Origin of the sequence: Rhodococcus sp. 852002-51564_SCH6189132-a, from assembly GCF_001665495.1 — a bacterium.
Lineage (GTDB): Bacteria > Actinomycetota > Actinomycetes > Mycobacteriales > Mycobacteriaceae > Rhodococcus > Rhodococcus pyridinivorans.
In genome coordinates, this window is the sequence record NZ_LZMJ01000004.1 from 92,250 (window position 1) to 107,458 (window position 15,209).

14 protein-coding genes are annotated in these 15,209 nt (G+C 64.7%); 13 read left to right on the forward strand and 1 reads right to left on the reverse strand.

Annotation, left to right across the window (positions count from 1 at the left end; all coding sequences use genetic code 11):
* The first annotated feature begins 53 nt into the window (after positions 1-53).
* The 8 genes from A5767_RS00710 (at position 54) to A5767_RS00745 (ending at position 4,352) form a co-directional block, all read left to right on the forward strand.
* Positions 54-641, forward strand: a complete 588-nt coding sequence (locus A5767_RS00710; protein WP_064851400.1) for a DUF3558 domain-containing protein — start codon at positions 54-56, stop codon at positions 639-641.
* A gap of 11 nt (positions 642-652) precedes the next feature.
* Positions 653-1,012 (forward strand): hypothetical protein, encoded by a 360-nt coding sequence (locus A5767_RS00715; protein WP_064851442.1) that lies wholly within the window; start codon positions 653-655, stop codon positions 1,010-1,012.
* An 85-nt stretch (positions 1,013-1,097) separates the two neighbouring features.
* Complete coding sequence (locus A5767_RS00720) at positions 1,098-1,688, forward strand: DUF3558 domain-containing protein (RefSeq protein WP_064851401.1); 591 nt, start codon at positions 1,098-1,100, stop codon at positions 1,686-1,688.
* Between the two features lie 21 nt (positions 1,689-1,709).
* Positions 1,710-2,165 (forward strand): hypothetical protein, encoded by a 456-nt coding sequence (locus tag A5767_RS00725; RefSeq protein WP_331712081.1) that lies wholly within the window; start codon positions 1,710-1,712, stop codon positions 2,163-2,165.
* Positions 2,089-2,679, forward strand: a complete 591-nt coding sequence (locus tag A5767_RS00730) for a DUF3558 domain-containing protein (RefSeq protein WP_064851402.1) — start codon at positions 2,089-2,091, stop codon at positions 2,677-2,679. The genes A5767_RS00725 and A5767_RS00730 overlap by 77 nt, the downstream gene beginning before the upstream one ends.
* 18 nt (positions 2,680-2,697) lie before the next feature.
* Complete coding sequence (locus A5767_RS00735; protein ID WP_064851403.1) at positions 2,698-3,057, forward strand: hypothetical protein; 360 nt, start codon at positions 2,698-2,700, stop codon at positions 3,055-3,057.
* Positions 3,058-3,387: 330 nt separating this feature from the next.
* Complete coding sequence (locus A5767_RS00740; protein ID WP_064851404.1) at positions 3,388-3,975, forward strand: DUF3558 domain-containing protein; 588 nt, start codon at positions 3,388-3,390, stop codon at positions 3,973-3,975.
* A 17-nt stretch (positions 3,976-3,992) separates the two neighbouring features.
* Positions 3,993-4,352 carry a hypothetical protein gene (locus A5767_RS00745; protein WP_064851405.1) on the forward strand — a complete coding sequence of 120 codons (360 nt, stop codon included), beginning with the start codon at positions 3,993-3,995 and terminating at the stop codon, positions 4,350-4,352.
* A gap of 68 nt (positions 4,353-4,420) precedes the next feature.
* Here the strand turns inward: A5767_RS00745 and A5767_RS00750 are convergent, their stop codons facing one another.
* Entirely contained in the window at positions 4,421-6,190 is a 1,770-nt protein-coding gene (locus tag A5767_RS00750) for a TerD family protein (RefSeq protein ID WP_064851443.1), read from the reverse strand.
* 199 nt (positions 6,191-6,389) lie between these two features.
* Between A5767_RS00750 and A5767_RS00755 the strand changes: the two genes are divergently transcribed.
* Genes A5767_RS00755 through A5767_RS00775 form a run of 5 tightly spaced genes read left to right on the forward strand, consistent with a single transcriptional unit; the run spans position 6,390 to position 15,208 of the window.
* A complete protein-coding gene (locus tag A5767_RS00755; protein ID WP_019288152.1) occupies positions 6,390-7,868 on the forward strand; it encodes a DUF3375 domain-containing protein in 1,479 nt (492 codons plus the stop codon).
* On the forward strand, positions 7,865-8,464 hold the full coding sequence (locus A5767_RS00760) for a DUF4194 domain-containing protein (protein ID WP_033097366.1): 600 nt from the start codon (positions 7,865-7,867) through the stop codon (positions 8,462-8,464). The genes A5767_RS00755 and A5767_RS00760 overlap by 4 nt, the downstream gene beginning before the upstream one ends.
* Positions 8,461-11,769, forward strand: a complete 3,309-nt coding sequence (locus tag A5767_RS00765; protein WP_064851406.1) for an ATP-binding protein — start codon at positions 8,461-8,463, stop codon at positions 11,767-11,769. The genes A5767_RS00760 and A5767_RS00765 overlap by 4 nt, the downstream gene beginning before the upstream one ends.
* A gap of 11 nt (positions 11,770-11,780) precedes the next feature.
* A complete protein-coding gene (locus A5767_RS00770; protein WP_231913086.1) occupies positions 11,781-12,974 on the forward strand; it encodes a DUF3322 domain-containing protein in 1,194 nt (397 codons plus the stop codon).
* Positions 12,971-15,208: a glycoside hydrolase family 3 C-terminal domain-containing protein gene (locus A5767_RS00775; protein WP_064851407.1), complete on the forward strand. Its 2,238-nt coding sequence runs from the start codon at positions 12,971-12,973 to the stop codon at positions 15,206-15,208. The genes A5767_RS00770 and A5767_RS00775 overlap by 4 nt, the downstream gene beginning before the upstream one ends.
* Position 15,209 lies beyond the last annotated feature (1 nt).

Below are 15,209 nucleotides of genomic sequence, written 5' to 3' on the forward strand. Positions count from 1 at the left end.
CGGTAGCGGAGCGGTTGTGTTAGCGTCTGCCCGACAATCGATCGGGGGGTCGCATGGGCAGGTGGGGAATCGTCACGCTCGCAGCAGTCGCGGCAGTCGCGACGGCCTGCAGTCCGAGCGCCGCGGACGATGCCACAGGAGACGAGACGACGACGTCGACCACCCGCACCCCGCGCATCACCGACGACTCCGGTCGACCGCCCGTCACCTTCGACCCCTGCTACGACATCCCCGACGACGTCATGCACGCGGCCGGGTACGACGCGGCAAAGAAGGAAGTCGCGGACATGCCGATGGGGACGCATACCTTCCTCGGTTGCACATACAAGAAGGAAGATCTTGTCCCCGGAGTCAGGCGGGGGTACAGCCTGAACATCTTGTCGGGAAACGTCAGCCTCGACGAGGAGTTGAAGAAGAACGGGCATGTAGCAACCAGCGCGACCATCAACGGCCGATCCGCGCTACTCGAGGTGGATCCCGAAAACCGGGATGCATGCACTTATGTACTCCAAACGGACTTCGGCGTGGTCTTCGTCACAAGGCTGTACAACACAGACCATCCAGGGCCGGCGCCCCAGAGCGAATGGTGCGCGGGCATGGAGGAGTTCGTCGGCTCGATCGAACCGCACATCGCGAACTGAAGAGGGTGGTCATGTCGAGTTCCACCAGGCTCGAACCCAGCGTCATCGACGAACTCGTGAGGATATGCAACACAATGCTCACGGAGTTCGAAGACGCGCGAACGACCGCAGAATGGCTCACCAGAACCGAAGGTTTCGGCGACTTCGACTCAGCACAGCAGCTCGCGGCGGGGTACCGACGGAAGGCTGCAGGCACTCCGGAATCAGCGAAGGAGCGTGTCGAGCAATTCATCGACGCACTTATCCAGCTCCGCGACGCCTTCGCCACCGGCGGAGCAGCCTTCCTCGACACCGAATCCGACTGGGCCCGCCAACTCGCCATCACCGACCCCGACAGCGGAGCGGGAAACGGTCATCAGGGCGCGCAATAACGCGCACCTCTGACCATTTCGCGCTCCGGAGCAGTGCCCGGGACGGTTGTGTTAGCGTCTGCCCGACAATCGATCGGGGGGTCGCATGGGCAGGTGGGGCATCGTTGCGCTCGCAGCACTGGCTGTCATGGGGACGGCGTGCAGTCCGGGTTCAGCTGATGATGTCGCTGTAGGCGACGAAACCGCCACCACGACAACCCGAACCCCGCGCATCACCGACGACTCCGGCCGACCACCAGTCACCTTCGACCCCTGCTACGACATACCCGACGATGTCGTGAACGCAGCCGGGTACGACGCGGCCAAGAAAGAAATCGCGGACATGCCGATGGGGACGTACACCTACCTGGGGTGCCGTTACAAAGGCACTGTCAAGATCCCGGGGGTGCTCGCTCGCTACGACCTCACTTTGTTGTCAGGAAACGTGTCTCTCGACGAGCAGCTTGCGGAGAATCCGACCGGAGCGACACCGACGACCATCAACGGTCGCCCTGCTGCGATGAGGGTCGATCCCCATCGAAGCCTCACATGCAGCTACCTGTTGCAAACAAGTTTTGGGGTCGTCATCTTGAACAGGCTTTACCACCCGGATTATCCCGGGGGCCCGCCGATCGAAGAGTGGTGCACCGACTTCGAGGAGTTGGTGTCTTCGATCGAGCCGTATGTCACCGATTGAACTGTCGAATCGTCAGGAGAGATGATGTCGTCGCCCTTCGTGCGGCTCGAACCGGGTGTGGTCGCGGAGATACTTCGAATCTGCGAGGTGATGCTGGATGAACTCCGAGAGTCCAAGACGCTCGCTGACGGACTCTACGACGCGCGTGGATTCGGAGATTTCGAGTCCGCCAAACAACTTGCTGCGGGCTATAGCCGCAAAGGCGCTGGAACGCCACAATCAGCGAGCGAACGCATGCAGCAGTTCATCGATGCCCTCACCCACCTCCGCGACGCCTTCGCCACCGGCGGAGCAGCCTTCCTCGACACCGAATCCGACTGGGCCCGCCAACTCGCCGCCACCGACCCCGACAGCGGGACGGTTGTGTTAGCGTCTGCCCGACAATCGATCGGGGGGTCGCATGGGCAGGTGGGGCATCGTCGCGCTCGCAGCACTGGCTGTCATGGGGACGGCGTGCAGCCCGGGTTCAGCTGGTGACGTCGCTGTAGGCGACGAAACCGCCACCACGACAACCCGAACCCCGCGCATCACCGACGACTCCGGCCGACCACCAGTCACCTTCGACCCCTGCTACGACATACCCGACGACGTCATGAACGCAGCCGGGTACGACGCGGCCAAGAAAGAAATCGCGGACATGCCGATGGGGACGTACACCTTCCTCGGCTGCGCCTACGAAGGAACCATCAGCATCCCAGGTGTACTGGCTCGTTACGACCTGCTTGTGCTGGCTGGGAACGTCACACTCGACGAGGAACTGAAAAGGAACGGGCATGTCGCCGAGTCAGTGCAGATAAATGGGCGGCCCGCACTCGTCGAAGTCGACCCGAACGCGCGAGACACGTGCCGATACGTCTTACAGACGACCTTCGGAATCGTGGGCCTGAGTCGCATCTATCACAAGGATTACCCCGGTGCAGTCCCCCAAGATGAATGGTGCGCGGGCGTTCTGGATCTGGCAACGACATTGGAACCATTCATCCAAGACTGAATACTGCGGGGAGTAGGCATGTCCGAGGCAGTGAGGCTGGAACCAGAAGTCATCCCCGAGATCGTGCGTATATGCGACGTTATGCTCGAAGAGTTCCGAAGCTCTGCAAGAGTCACCGAAAAACTGGCATTCACGGCCGGTTTCGGCGATTTCGACTCTGCACAGCAGCTCGCCGCCGGGTATCGCCGCAAGGCGGCTGGAACCCCGGAATCCGCGAAGGAACGCGTCGAGCAGTTCATAGAAGTACTCACCCAACTTCGCGACGCCTTTGCGGCAGGCGGAGAAGCCTTCCTCGACACCGAATCCGACTGGACACGCCAACTCACCATCACCGACCCCGACAACGGAGCGGGAAACGGTCATCAGAGCGCGCAATAACGCGCACCTCTGACCACTTCGCGCGCCCGAGCGGTTGTGTCGGCGTCCGGCTGGCATTCGATCGGGGTCGAATGGGCAAGGGGAACAACCGATGCGACTTCCATCCGCTCGCCCGTTGGCTATTCGGAACGGTGTAGACAGTATCTGCGATTGCGGTCACAATCAATCCGATCCTGCGAATCAGACCACCCTGCAGATACCTATGAGCGCGCGGAGCGGGAAACGGTCATCGGAGCGCGCTACAACGCGCTCTTGTGACTAGTTCGCGCTCCGGAGTGCTGGGCCGAGCCGTTGTGTTAGCGTCTGCCGACAAATCGATCGGGGGGTCGCATGGGTAGGTGGGGAACAGCCGCGCTCGCAGCACTGGCGGTAGTGGCGACGGCGTGCAGTCCGGGTTCGGCGGAGCCGGCCACGAGCGACGAGGCTTCCACGTCGGCCACCCGGACCCCGCGCATCACCGACGACTCCGGCCGCCCGCCCGTCGCTTTCGATCCCTGTTACGACATCCCCGATGACGTCATGAATGCGGCCGGGTACGACGCGGCCAAGAAGGAAATCGCGGACATGCCGATGGGGACGTACACCTTCCTCGGCTGCACATACGACAACAGGGACCACATCCCAGGCGTGCGCCGTGGATACGGCCTCAACATCCTGGCTGGCAATGTCTCTTTGGACGAGGAGTTCCAAAAGAATGCACATGTTGCCAGCCAGACAAGCATTAACGGCAGACCGGCGCTCCTAGAAGTAGACCCCGACGCACGAAACGGCTGCAAGTACGCCCTGCAGACAGATTTCGGAGTTGTACTCGTCACCCGAGTTCTCTACACCGACCACTCGGGCCCTGCACCTCAAATCGATTGGTGTGCAGGCATGGAAAACCTCGTCGCCTCGGTTGAACCCTTCATCGCGAACTGACATCGAACAGGACGAACATGCCGGAGTTCAGCAGGCTCGAGCCTCACGTCGTCGCAGAGATCCTAAGGATCTGCGAAACCATGCTGGATGAGTTCGACCAGTCGTACAAACACACTTTTAGGCTCACCGACGTCCACGGCTTCGGTGATTTCGACTCCGCTCAACAACTTGCTGCAGGCTATCGACGCAAAGCTGCAGGCACACCCGAGTCGGCCAGAGAACGGATGCAACAGTTCATCGACGCCCTCACCCAACTCCGCGACGCCTTCGCCACCGGCGGGGAAGCCTTCCTCGACACCGAATCCGACTGGGCCCGCCAACTCGCCGCCACCGACCCCGACAGCGGAGCGCCAAATAGTCATCAGAGCGGGCAATAACACGCGCCGATGACCATTTCGCGCTCTGCAGTGCTCTGTCGATCCCCACCCGCGCGACGAAGCAGAGATCAGTCGTCGACTTCCACCCCGTACCGGCGTGCGAGGGCCGCGAGGTCGTCGTCGTATCCCTGCCCCACTGCGCGCAGCCGCCACTTGTCGGCTCGGCGGTAGATCTCGGTGAGCACCATGGTGCGTTCGGTGGTGCCGGCGTCGAGCACGAAGGTCGCGGCGGTGCCGGTCTCACTGTCGACCGCGACCGATACCGCGCCGAGTTCGCCGAAGGTGCGGTTGCCGTCGATGGCCGCTGCGATGGCGATGCGTTCGCATTCGGCGGGAAGTTCCGCGAGGTCGACGCGGACGCAGTGCTCACTCGAACCGTCGATGGTCAGTTCGATGACGCCGTCGTCGTAGAGCGGATTGTTGTAGAAGACGAAGTCGTCGTCGGTGTCGACCTTCTCGTCGGCGCCGAGCAGGAAGGCGACGATGTCGAGATCGAATTCGTCGCCGACAGCTTCGGCCTTCCAGGCGACGTTCACGGCCCAGCGGTGACTGTCGGACGGCAGGTCGATCACTTCACCGCGGGACAGCACCGGCGCCGTGAGCCGTGACTCCACCCGCATGTGCGGGGGCATCACTCCGTTCTCCACTGCGGCATCGACGTCGTCGGGTCGCAGGACGGGCAGCTCACGTGCCGCGACCCGCGCCATCCGCTTGTCGGCCTCTCCCCCGTCGAGGACCAGCACGTCGGTGACGGCGGCCGTGAAGTTGAGGGCCGGGCGGGCACCGAGCTGGGTGAGACGCGAGCGCATCATGACGGCCTGCAGGTGCGTGCCGCCGAGCAGCAGTACCTTACGTCCGGTCCACAGCTTGGGCTTCTGTCCGGTCGGCGGCCGGACCGGGGGCACCACCGCGACCTGCGGTTCCGGTGGCGGGATGATGTCGACGACGGTCGCAACCTTCGATTCGCCCGGACTCACCCGCGTCAACAGCTCCTCGAGCTGCTGTTCGCTGATCACGGGAATGCCTTCGGCCATCGCCTTGCGGACCTTGGCGGTCTGCACGGTCGGGTCGTTGCACACCACGACGCTGGTCTGTCTGCTCGCGTTGTTCATCACGTCGAGTCCGGCGTCGGTCAGCCGGTTCGCGAGTGCGACCCGCGGAGTGACGGTGGAGCCGCTGATCACGACCTTCATGCCTTGGACGAGCCCATCGTTGCCGAGGCGACCCGGGTTCTTCCACTGGCACGCGACCCGCGGAACGGATGCGGGATACACCGATTTGCGGCTGCGGCAGTTGACGACGGGCAGCGGCAGTTGCAGGTTGTCGGCCATCGCGGCGCTGCGCAGGAAGATCTCCGACAGGACGCGCGCGTCGTCGTAGGCGTCGTGCTCCTGCAGCTGGTGGACCTGCCAGTGCTGCGCAAGGGTCGCCAATCGGAAGTTGGGGACGTCGAGTTCGAGCCGGCGCGACAACGCGAGCGTGCACAGACGGTGCTCCGCCGGCAGCGACGTGCCGGCCCGACGGAACTCGGCGTCGAGGAATCCGTAGTCGAACGACGCGTTGTGGGCGACGATCGTGGCGCCGTCGAGAATCCCGGCCAGTTCACCGGCGATGTCCTCGAAGCGCGGCGACCCGGTGAGGCGCTCCCGCGTGAGGTTGTGGATGTGCACCGGTCCCGGGTCGCAGCCGGGGTCGACGAGGGTCGAGAACTCCTGCTCGACAGAGCCGTCCTCGCGCAACACGAGGGCGGCCACGCTCAGGACCCTGTGGGCGTTGGACCGCACACCCGAGGTTTCGACGTCGACCACCACCCATCGATGGTCGCGGGGCAACGTCATGGCGCCCTCCGCGGGTGCGTGCACTTCGATCACGTCATCCTCCGATCGCTTTCATCCCCCGACGAAAACCGACACGGTCGGACATTGTGGCCCTTGTTACCGACACTGTCGTCACCGCCCCGACATCGAGCCGATCCCGTAGGAGACGGTTGTCGTAGGCGTGTGCCACCATGGGCGCGATCGAAGCGAGAGGGAAGCTGTGTCGACTGCCGACCTGTACCGCCTGACGCGGCTGCGCGATCAGCACGCCGCGTGGACGCTGCTGCGCGCCGACCACGCCCCCGCAATCCTCGGGATGCTGGGACGACACTTCGATCGGGGAACCCGGCGACTTCCCGCCCCCGAACTGTTCGCCCGCCTCGACGCAGACCTGCAGGACCTCCGCGACCAGGGATTCGACCTTCCACGCACCGCCCAGGCCTACTGCGCAGATTGGGTGCGCGCCGGATTTCTGCTCCGACGTGCCGATACGGGCTCGCGCGAAGAGACGCTGGAGCCGACCGAGTCCGCATTCGTCGCACTGAATTTCGTTGCGCAACTGACGACCGACACCAGTTCGATCACGGAATCACGACTGACAACCCTGTCGAGCCAGTTGCAGGCGCTGGCTCGCGATTCGGACCCACGGAGCGAAACCCGTCTGGCAACGCTGCGGGCCGAGCGCGACGCACTCGACCGGCAGATCGCAGCGGTGGAATCCGGCGACTTCCCTGTCCTCGATGGCCCACGGGCCGCGGAACGCGTGTCGGAGATCCTCGCGCTTGCCGGCGAGATCCCCGGGGATTTCGCACGAGTACGGGCCGAACTCGAAGGGCTCAATCGCGAGTTGCGCGCACGGATCCTCGACGACGAAGGCGACCGCGGCGACACTCTGGGCGAGGTCTTCCGAGGTGTCGACCTCATCGGCAGTTCCGATGCTGGACGCAGCTTCACCGGGTTCTACGACATGATCATCGATCCTGAACGGTCTGCACAGCTCGACGACTGGATCGAGGCGGTACTGACTCGTCCGTTCGCCCGGAGCCTGTCTCCCGAGCAACGTCATCGGTTCCGATCCTTGCTCACCGAGATGGAGGACGCAGGTGGCGAAGTGCATGCGACGATGACGTCGCTGTCACGCTCACTGCGGCATTTCGTGCAGTCCCGCCATTACGAGGAACATCGCCGATTGCAACGTCTGTTGCGCTCGGCGCAACAGCACGCTCTGCAGGTGGCACCCCACCGCAAGCCTTATGAACCGCTCGACCTCGACCTGGTGCGGATCGGCATGAGTATCGAATCGGTCGCGGCATTACAGTTGCACAATCCCGCAGACGATCTGGTGGCCGAACCGGTGGTGTCGCAGACGCCAGGTGAGGTCGACCTCGACGATCTGCGGCGCATCGTCCGCGAATCGGAAATCGACATGGACGAGCTGGTCGGTAGCATAGCGGCCACACTGCGCGTGCGCGGTAGCGCGACGATCGGCGAGGTCCTGCGCGAACATCCCGCAACCCAAGGGTTGGCAAGCGCCATCGGGCTTCTGGTTCTCGCCGTCGAGCACGGACACCGCGTGGAGGGCGATGAGGAGATTTGCTGGAGCTCCCCATCCGGCGTCGAACGGGTGGCCACGGTACGCCGGCATCTGTTCGATCCCACCGATCCTGCCTTCACCACCTTGGAACAGGACAGCCTATGACCGACACCACGACCGGGCTGTATCCCGGCGACACCGGCGAACTCGAACTCGACACCCGGCGCGCATTGGTCCAGCTCCTCAAGGGTCCGCTCATTACCGCCGGCAAGCATCCCGAGGTGTGGCGGACGGTGATCCGCGACGAGCGCGTGCTGCGTTCTCGGTTGGCCGATGTGTTTCTCGATCTCGTCGTCGACGAGGACGAACAGCTCGCATTCACCCGTCCCGCCGAAACCGGCGATCACAAGGCCCCCGCAGTGTTGCGCACCGAGCGATTGACATTCATGGACACCGTGATGCTGTTGTCGCTGCGGCAGCTGCTCCTCCGCGCACAACCCGGTGATCGGGTCATCGTCGATTTCGACGAAATGGCCGGGCAGCTCGAGATGTACCGTGCGGCCACGAGTACCGACCCGGCCGGTTTCCGGCGCAGGGTCAACGCTTCGTGGGAGAAGTTGAAGAAGTACAGCCTTCTCGCGTCGACGTCGACGGAGGGTCGGATGGAAGTCTCTCCGGTGTTGCGGCAGTTGTTCGATGCCGATCAGGTTGCTGCTGTGGAAGCGGAGTTCCGGCACATCGTCGCGGAGAGTCAGCCGTGACGGCCACCCCTCCCCACCCGTCCCAGTTCCGGCTTGCCCGCGTGCAGGTGGTGAATTGGGGAACCTTACACGGTCACCACGACATTCCGATTGCGCGCAAGGGTTTCCTGATCACCGGCGCGTCGGGATCCGGAAAATCCACTCTCATCGATGCGATCTCCACGGTGCTCATGCCGGGCGGCAGTGTCCGATTCAACGCGGCCGCGCAGGAATCCGCGGCCGGTTCCGGGCGCAACTTCGTCAGTTACATCCGCGGTGCGTGGCGGCGCGAAGCCGACGTCGATACCGACTCCCTGACCGCTTCCTATCTACGTACGGGCGCCACCTGGAGTGCCGTCGCGCTCACCTACCGCACCGGCGACGGTGCCGCGCCCGTGACGCTCGTCAAGCTCATGCACCTGCGGCGTGGAGCCAACGCGAACAACGATGTCTCTCACCTGCATCTGATCTTCGATTTTGATTTCGACCTGATCGATCTCGAGCCGTTCGCGGGCCGCGGTATCGACACCCGGGGCATCCGAAAGCGTTGGCCCGGGGCTACTGTCAATCCCAGTTACACGGCGTTCGCTCGCGCCTTCCGCACGAAGCTGGGCATTTCGTCGGAGGCGGCCCAACGGTTGTTGCACCGAACACTGTCGGCCAAGAGTCTGAACAGTCTCGATCAGTTGCTGCGCGACTACATGCTCGACGAGCCCGACACCTTCGCGATGGCCGATCGCGCGACGTCCCAGTTCCGCGACCTGCGCGAGGCGCACCGTGTCGTCGTCGACGCGCGTCGGCAAGTCGAGGCACTCGATCCCCTTGTCGGTCTCGCGGAGGTTCGCCGCCGAGGCCTCCAGCAACAACGCGAACTACAGGAAGAGAACGACCACCTCGACGCCGTGCATGCCCGGATGACGGTGGATCTGCTGCGAGAGAAGCTCGACGAGGCCTACGCACAGATCGGACTGTTGCAGACTGCCGTCGACAAGACCTCGGTCGAAGCCGAGCGCGCGGCCGAGCGCACCCTCGATCTGCGGGTGCGGCTCGAAACCACCGACGGTGGACGGTTGTCCACTCTCAGGCTGCAACGCGACGCGGCGGAAGCCGACCTGACTCGGACCGTACAGTCACGGAGCAGGTTCGACACCGCCGTCGGATCGTGGGAAGCAGAGGCACCGACCACCGCTGAGGAGTTCGCGCATCTGCGAGCCCAGCTCGAAACGGAGTTGCGTGAGCTCGACGCGACAGTCGGTACACGCAGAAACGATGTGTACGAGGTGGTGCGAGCACTCGGCACACTGCGTTCCGAACACCGACAACTCATCGCCGACCGAGAGCTGCTCGCCCGGCGACGCTCCAATCTCGATCCCGCTCTACTGCGGATACGCGAACTGGTCTGCACCGCAGCTGGTCTCAGCGAAGACATGTTGCACTTCGCGGGCGAACTCCTCGAAGTGCGCTCCGAGCATGCCGAGTGGACCGGCCCCATCGAGCGCGTACTCGGCGGGCTTGCTCGCACGATGCTCGTACCCGACGAATATTATTCACGCGTTGCAGCAGTGGTCGACGCGCAGCATCTCGGCACCCGGTTGGTGTACCGCCGGGTGCGTACTCGTTCCGGCCGGCCTGCCACCCCGGCGAGCGGTGACGAATCGCTGGTTCGAAAACTGGACGTGCGGCCGGGACCGCTCGCAGCGTGGCTGCAGCACCACCTCGCCGAGCGTTTCGACTATGCGTGCGTGGCGACCGTCGACGACCTGCGAGGTGTGCCGCGCGGCGTGACCCGGGCCGGTCAGGTCAAGCACGGCGGCGAGCGGCACGAGAAGGACGACAGGTACCGCGTCGACGACCGCAGCCGATGGGTGCTCGGGTTCGACAACGAAACCAAGCTCTCCGATCTGCGTCGCCGCATCGGCGAGGTCGAATCCGAGATCGCCCGCCTGCAACGTCGGCAGGAGTTGCTCGAGCACGCAGAGTGCACGGTACAGCAGCGTCGACACGCGGCGGAGATCATCCTCGACACGACCTGGGCCGACATCGACGTCGAAGCGGCCGAGGCAGCGGTTGGCGCGATCGAGCATCGACTCGAGGGATGGTTGCAGGGCAATGCCGAGTACGCCTCGCTCACGCTCGATCTTGCCCGTGCGGAAACCGAGGAGAAGGAGGCCCGCGCAGCGTATACCGCAGCCGGATCCGGTCTCGAACGCCACCGTGGCGATGTGGAGCACACTCGGCAGCGGCTTGCAGAAGTGGAAGCACACGCCGATTCGGCGGTCCCCGACGGGATCGACAAGCGCATCCGCGCACGCTTCGATGCTGCCGCACGTCGACCGACGAGCGAGAACATCGACCGGTTGCTGCATACCGTCGGACGAACCATCACCGACGAGCACCGTGCGGCGCTCACGAGAACCACGGACGCCGAGCGGCGCATCACCGCGATCCTCACCGCCTATCTCGCCGAATGGGAGTCACGACGCGCCGAGATGCGCTCCGACGCAGAGTACGTAGACGATGCTCTCGCGGTGCTCACTCGACTGCGCAACGACGGATTACCCGCATACGAGGACGAGTTCTTCCGGCTACTCAACGACCAATCGAGCCGCAACATCGGAGAGCTGGCCCGCGCGATCCGCAGGGCACCGGGCGAGATCCGTTCCCGTATCGAGCCGGTGAACGAATCGCTCCGGCGTTCTCCGTTCGACACCGACCGGACTCTGCGGATCGATGTGAAGGATCGGCGTTCGCCTGCCGCGGCCGATTTCCTCGCGGAACTGCAGCGCATTGTCAGCGGCTCGTTCAAGGAAGAGGACCGGGTCGCCGCCGAGCAACGGTTCGAACAGATGGAGCGGATCCTCGAACGCCTCGACTCGGGCGAACCCGCCGACCGGCGCTGGCGGCAGTTGGTACTGGACACCCGCCTGCACGTCGGCTTCATCGGAGTCGAGGTCGACGGGGAGGGCGTGGACGTCAATTTCCACGACTCCAGCTCCGGCCTGTCGGGTGGGCAGGCCCAGAAACTGGTGTTCTTCTGTCTCGCCGCCGCCCTGCGCTATCAGCTGGCGGCATCGGGGGAAGAGTTGCCGCGCTACGGCACGGTGATCCTCGACGAGGCATTCGACCGTGCAGATCCTGCGTACACGCGGCGAGCACTCGACGTGTTCACCCGATTCGGTTTCCATATGGTGCTCGCGACGCCGCTGAAGTTGCTGCAAACCCTCGACGATTACATTGATGGGGTGGCCGCGGTGAGCATCAGGGACAAGAAGTACTCGCAGCTGGCCTTGTTGCCGATCCGCAGCGCGGAGGAGTCCCGCGAGTGAGTACAGTGTGCGTGCCGCCGTCAGCCGTAAGTACCAGGGCAGAGACGGCCTACCGGAATCGTCGCAGCAAGTGGGTGGCCGATCCAATTGCAGCCGAATCCGATTCACTGTCGATTGCGTTGCACCCACCCTCGGAACGGCAGGTCGCGGAGGATCCCGACGCCGTGGTCGCATGGGTGCGCGCCTGGCAGATGCACCGCGGAATCGGTCGCGTGCACTGGGAGACGCGGCGCTGGCCGAGCTTCGGCACGCAGGATGTGCCGGTGCGGGTCGTGTTTGCAGGTCCCGGTGAGATTGCCGCCGCGGCAGGCCGGATGTCCGAATGGCACAGGCTCACCGCCCGGCGGGTGCAGTTGGTGGAGATTCTGGCACCCGGTACCCCCGCGCTTGCCGACGCGATCGGCTCGACGCTTTCACGGTGGCTCGAACTCGGCGAAGCCGACTTCGTGCGCCTTGTCGGCGTGGTCCGGTGGCTGGCCGACCATCCGGCTTCGGGCGTTTTCATTCGGCAGCTTCCGGTGCCCGGTGTGGATACCAAGTGGATTTCGCGGCATCGCGGACTGGTCGAGGTACTTCTCGAAGGCGCTGTGGGGAATCGTGACCTCGGTGTGCGTTCGGTGCCTCGATTGTGCGAAATTGCGGTTTGTGACCGCACCTTGCTACCCACGGCACCGCGACATTGTGCAGCGCCGCTGGACGAGCTCGCCGAGTTGCCGCTCCACCCGGAGCGCATACTGGTCCTCGAGAACAAAGAGGGCCTCCATGCGCTGCCTGATCTGCCGGGCACCGTGGCCGTACACGGCAGTGGTTACGCAGTGCACGAACTGGCCGCACTATCCTGGCTCGCCGACTCGGATGTCGTTTACTGGGGTGATCTCGACACGCACGGCTTCGTGATTCTCGACCGTTTCCGCGCTTACCTGCCTGACGTGCGCAGTTTCCTCATGGACCTCCACACCCTGGAAGCGTGGAGTGCTCTCGCGGTAGAGGAACCGTCCCCCAGCTCGCACGTGCCGATGCGACTGACGCCCGCGGAAAATGAGGTCTTCACGCGGTTGCGCGTGGAACGACTCCGCCTCGAGCAGGAGCGGATTCCGTGGCCGCACGTGATGGAGGAACTTGCCCGCGCCTTCACCGGCGCGATCGGACATGATCGAGACTCGACCAGGATGGATCCGACCGCGCTTCGAGAAGGAGTCTCATGACCGAACCGGCCCTCCGCTCACCCCTCGAGATCGTGGCGCGACTGACCGTCGAGGAGAGGGCGTCGCTCACCAGCGGCCTCGACTTCTGGCACACCGAACCGGTTGCGCGCGAGAACATCCCCTCGATCATGCTCACCGACGGGCCGCACGGTGTGCGGAAGCAGACCGCCGAGGGCGACCATCTCGGTCTGCACTCGTCCGTGCCCGCGACCTGCTTCCCGCCTGCCGTCGCGCTGGGGTGTTCCTTCGACCCGGAGTTGCTCGAGCGCGTCGGCGCGGCGTTGGGCGCGGAGGCCCGCGCACTGCAGGTCGGTGTCCTGCTCGGGCCCGGTATCAACATCAAGCGCTCCCCCTTGTGCGGCCGGAACTTCGAGTACCTGTCGGAGGATCCGCTGCTCTCGGGTGTTCTGGGCGCTGCGCTCGTGCACGGCATGCAGTCGCAGGGTGTCGGTGCGTCACTCAAGCACTTCGCGGCGAACAACCAGGAGACCGACCGGATGCGGGTCTCCGCCGACGTCGACCCGCGGCCACTGCGGGAGATCTACCTGCGTGCCTTCGAGCGGGTCGTGCGCGACGCGCAGCCGTGGACGGTGATGTGCTCGTACAACCGGATCAACGGGGTGTACTCGTCCCGTAACCCGTGGTTGCTCACCGACGTCCTGCGCGACGAGTGGGGTTTCGAGGGTCTGGTCGTGAGTGATTGGGGTGCTGTCGACGACCGCGTCGCGTCCCTCGCGGCAGGTCTGGATCTCGAGATGCCGTCCACAGGAGGTCGTACGGACGCCGAGATCGTCGCGGCGGTACGGGCGGGCACGGTCGACGAATCGGTCCTCGACACGGCAGCCGCGCGGGTGATCGAACTGGTGCAGAAGGCCGTCGCTGCGTCCGATCCCCGCGCGACCTTCGACGCCGATGCCCATCACGCCCTCGCACGCGAGGTGGCCGGGCAGAGCATCGTGCTGCTCCGCAACGAGAACGACCTGCTCCCCCTCGCCACCGACGCGAACATTGCGGTGATCGGCGAACTGGCCCGCACGCCGCGCTACCAGGGCGCTGGATCGTCCCGGATCGAACCGACGCGCCTCGACAACGCGCTCGACGAGATCCGGTCGCTGTCCGGCCGGGACGTTCCCTTCGCCGCCGGTTACGCGCTCGACGGATCGGACTCGGCCGAACTCGTCGATGAGGCAGTGAAGCGTGCCGCAGACGCCGATATCGCGGTCGCGTTCCTCGGTGTACCCGCCGAACTCGAATCCGAAGGTTTCGACCGCGACGACCTCGAACTCCCGCAGCGTCAAACCGCGCTGCTCGATGCTGTGCTGACGGCGAACCCGAACGTCGTCGTCGTGTTGTCGAACGGCGGTGTCGTGCGGCTCAGCGGCTTCGCCGACCGTGTTCCGGCGATCGTGGAAGGGTGGCTGCTCGGGCAGGCCGGTGGCGGCGCCGTCGCCGACGTGCTCTACGGGCACGTGAATCCGAGCGGCCGCCTCGCGGAGACCGTCCCGATCCGGCTCGAGGACACCCCGGCGCACACGAACTTCCCGGGCGAACACGGCCATGTGCGGTACGGAGAAGGATTGTTCGTCGGATACCGCTCGTACGACGCGCGTCGCCTCGACGTGTCCTTCCCCTTCGGTCACGGCTTGTCGTACACGACGTTCGAATACTCCGATGCCGCTGTGGAATCCGACGGCGATCTCACGGTGCACGTCACCGTCACCAACACGGGTGGGCGTGCGGGCGCCGAGGTCGTGCAGGTGTACGCCGGTGCACCCGGTTCGTCCGTTGCTCGGGCGCCGCGAGAGTTGAAGGGCTTCACCAAGGTCCGTCTGGATTCCGGCGAATCGCAACGTGTGGCCGTGAGTATCCGACGCGACGACCTCGCCTACTGGGACACCCGCGTCGATTCCTGGGTGGTCGAAGGTGGCACGTACAGCATCGACATCGGTGCGTCGAGCCGCGACATCCGGCAGACGCTCACCGTCGACGTGACGGGCGACGCGGTGCGAATTCCGCTGACGATGGAGTCGTCTCTCGGAGAACTGTTCCAGAACCCCGCGGCCGCCGAGATCGTCCTGCAGGCGTTCGGTTCGCTCGGCGGCGAGGTCGGGGTCGACGAGAGTGTTCTGAAGATGGCGGCGTCGATGCCGCTCGGTCGTCTCGCCGGGTTCGCTCCGGGGGTCGAGCCGGAGCAGATCCAGCAACTTCTCGATATCGCCGATCAGCAGGAATGAG

What these genes read in the sequence shown, in the direction of transcription:
- A5767_RS00775 (WP_064851407.1), top strand. Translation starts at nt 12,971, where the DNA reads ATGACCGAACCGGCCCTCCGCTCACCCCTCGAGATCGTGGCGCGACTG.
- A5767_RS00740 (WP_064851404.1), top strand. Translation starts at nt 3,388, where the DNA reads ATGGGTAGGTGGGGAACAGCCGCGCTCGCAGCACTGGCGGTAGTGGCG.
- A5767_RS00735 (WP_064851403.1), top strand. Translation starts at nt 2,698, where the DNA reads ATGTCCGAGGCAGTGAGGCTGGAACCAGAAGTCATCCCCGAGATCGTG.
- A5767_RS00750 (WP_064851443.1), bottom strand. Translation starts at nt 6,190, where the DNA reads ATGACGTTGCCCCGCGACCATCGATGGGTGGTGGTCGACGTCGAAACC.
- A5767_RS00710 (WP_064851400.1), top strand. Translation starts at nt 54, where the DNA reads ATGGGCAGGTGGGGAATCGTCACGCTCGCAGCAGTCGCGGCAGTCGCG.
- A5767_RS00730 (WP_064851402.1), top strand. Translation starts at nt 2,089, where the DNA reads ATGGGCAGGTGGGGCATCGTCGCGCTCGCAGCACTGGCTGTCATGGGG.
- A5767_RS00745 (WP_064851405.1), top strand. Translation starts at nt 3,993, where the DNA reads ATGCCGGAGTTCAGCAGGCTCGAGCCTCACGTCGTCGCAGAGATCCTA.
- A5767_RS00720 (WP_064851401.1), top strand. Translation starts at nt 1,098, where the DNA reads ATGGGCAGGTGGGGCATCGTTGCGCTCGCAGCACTGGCTGTCATGGGG.
- A5767_RS00725 (WP_331712081.1), top strand. Translation starts at nt 1,710, where the DNA reads ATGATGTCGTCGCCCTTCGTGCGGCTCGAACCGGGTGTGGTCGCGGAG.
- A5767_RS00715 (WP_064851442.1), top strand. Translation starts at nt 653, where the DNA reads ATGTCGAGTTCCACCAGGCTCGAACCCAGCGTCATCGACGAACTCGTG.
- A5767_RS00760 (WP_033097366.1), top strand. Translation starts at nt 7,865, where the DNA reads ATGACCGACACCACGACCGGGCTGTATCCCGGCGACACCGGCGAACTC.